Origin of the sequence: Nonomuraea sp. NPDC049480, from assembly GCF_044465905.1 — a bacterium.
GTDB lineage: Bacteria > Actinomycetota > Actinomycetes > Streptosporangiales > Streptosporangiaceae > Nonomuraea.
In genome coordinates this window covers 1-2,455 of record NZ_JBITMD010000076.1, presented here as the reverse complement: position 1 = coordinate 2,455, position 2,455 = coordinate 1, and the positions used below count along the sequence as shown (strand labels likewise).

The 2,455-nt window shown below is 67.9% G+C and carries 2 protein-coding genes; both read left to right on the top strand.

What is annotated here, in order from left to right; genetic code table 11:
• The first annotated feature begins 121 nt into the window (after positions 1–121).
• The gene (locus tag ACIBX3_RS61160) at positions 122–553 is read left to right on the top strand and encodes a hypothetical protein (RefSeq protein ID WP_397130022.1); all 432 of its coding nucleotides are present in this window, start codon (positions 122–124) and stop codon (positions 551–553) included.
• Positions 442–2,455 (top strand): Tn3 family transposase (locus tag ACIBX3_RS61155; protein ID WP_397130023.1); only part of this gene is annotated, 2,014 nt, incomplete at its 3' end. The genes ACIBX3_RS61160 and ACIBX3_RS61155, both read left to right, overlap by 112 nt.

The window sequence follows — 2,455 nt, the reverse complement described above, 5'->3', positions numbered from 1 at the left end:
TGGGATGTCTTCACAAACTCCGAATGATCACGTGGTGGCCGTCTTCATGCCACCTCAACGCCCAAGATCGCGAAGTGTCACTGGAGTACTAGCCGCCGCCCCCAGCCCCAACCAGGCCGCCGTGCTGGAGAACCTGGTCAAGGTCGAACAGGGCCGGCGCGTGTCCCGGCTGGACCGATTACGCAAAAGCCCCACCGACGTCAGCAGCGCCGGCCTGGTCAAGGCCCTGGATCGGCATGTGGAACTGCGCGACCTGGGCGCGGCCGGCTGGGACCTGAGCGCGGTGCCGCCCGGCAAGATCGCCGCACTGGCCCGCTTCGCCCACGCCGCCCGCGCCCAGGCCGTCGCCGAACTGGCCGGGAGCCGCAAACTCGCCACCCTGGTCGCCTTCGCCGCGACCATGACCCCCAGTCGGCCGACGACGCGGTCGAGGTGTTCGACCTGGCGGTCGGCGACCTGCTGCGCACCTCGGCGTTCAAAGCGACCAAAGAGCGGATGCGCACCCTCAAAGACCTCGACACCGCGGCGATCGTCCTGCGTGAAGTGTGGCTGAAGATCCGCTCGGTGGCCGAGATCCCCGACGGCGACATCCGCGCCGCCCTCGATGAGATGGATCTGGCCGCCATCGGTGCCGCCGCCGACGTCATCGGCGACATCGCCCGCGAACCGGATGAGGACTTCCAAGAAGAGTTGCTGGATCGCTACGCCACCGTCCGACGCTTCCTGCCCAAGCTGCTCAAGCACCTCGACTTTGACGCCGGCGCCGACCAGACGCCCGGGCAAGGGGTGCGGCGCGGCCATGAAGTGCTGGCGGCGCTGGACTTTCTCAAGGCGATCGAGCGCCGCCGCACCGACATCGACCCCCGCGAGGTTCCCGCGGGCGTGCTGACCTCGGCCTGGCACCGGCGCGTCTTCCCCAAGCGCGGCGAGCTGGCCGGCACCTTCAACAAGGCCGCATACACCGTGGCGGCCGTCGAGCGGCTACGCGAGTCGCTGCGCCGCCACGAGGTGTTCGTGCCGGGCCTGCGCAAGTGGGGCGACCCCACCGCCGGGCTGCTGAAGGGCGCCGAATGGGAGCGGGCCCGGCCCCGCATCTGCGATGAGCTGAACCTGTCCCCGCAGCCCGGCGCCGATGTGGAGCGGTGGGCCGGCACGCTCGACTTCGCCTACCGCCAACTGGCCGCCGGCCTGTCCGGCGAAGACGACGGCCGCAACGAGTGGGTACGCCTGTCCAAAGACGAAGACGGCAAGGACCACCTGGTGCTCACCGGCCTGGACCGCCTGGATGAGCCCGCCTCCCTGACCACGCTGCGCGCCGACATCGACGCCCGCATGCCCATCGTGGACCTGCCCGAAGCCCTCCTGGAGGTGCACTCCTGGACCGGCTGCCTCGACCACTTCACCCACGTGTCAGGGGATGCGCCCTCCCGCAAACAGGACATGATCACCTCGATCGCCGCCGTCCTGGTCGCCCAGGCGATGAACGTCGGCATGCGGCCGATGGCCGCCGAAGGCGAACCCGCCCTCGCCCTGGACCGGCTGTACTGGGTGGAACAGAACTACCTGCGCGCCGCCACCCTCACCGCCGCCAACGCCGCCCTGGTCGACCACCACGCCGGCCTGGAACTGGCCCAAGCCTGGGGTGGCGGCGAACTCGCCTCCGCCGACGGGCTGCGGTTCGTGGTCCCGGTCAAAACCATCAACGCCGGACCCAACACCAAATACTTCGGAAAGGGAAAGGGAGCCAAGGGCGTCACCTACTACAATTTCACCTCCGACCAGTTCACCGGCTTTCACGGCATCGTCATCCCCGGCACCCCCAAAGACTGGTACTACATCCTGGAAGGGCTCCTGGATCAGGAAACGTCACTGAAGCCCACCGAGATCACCTCCGACACCGCGGGCGCCTCCGAAATCGCGTTCGGCATCTTCCGGCTACTGGGGTGGCAATTCTCCCCGCGCCTGGCCGATGTCGGCAGCGCCACCCTGTTCCGCGCCGACCTGGCCGCCCACTACGGGTCCATCGACACCCTGGTCCGCAGCCGGGTCAACATCAAGCTGATCAACGACTCCTGGGATGATCTGCTGCGGGTGGCCGGATCGCTGCTCACCGGCGCGGTCAAGGCCAGCGAGCTGTTTCGCTACTTCGCCGGCGGCGGCACCCCGACCCCCATCGGGCGCGCCCTGATGGAGCTGGGCAAGCTCGATCGCTCCACCTACCTGGCCAGCTACTACGACGACGAGCTGCTACGCCGCCGGGTCAACACCCAGCTCAACCGGCAAGAATCCCGCCACACCCTGGCCCGCAAAATCTTCCACGGCCAAAAAGGCGAACTCCGACAGAAGTACAAAGAAGGCCAGGAAGACCCGTTGACCGAAATACCGCAGGGTTCCCCCTGGTCAACGAGTAGGTCGACGGACAGTGACCATGGGCTCCTGTCGAGGTTCTGTCGGG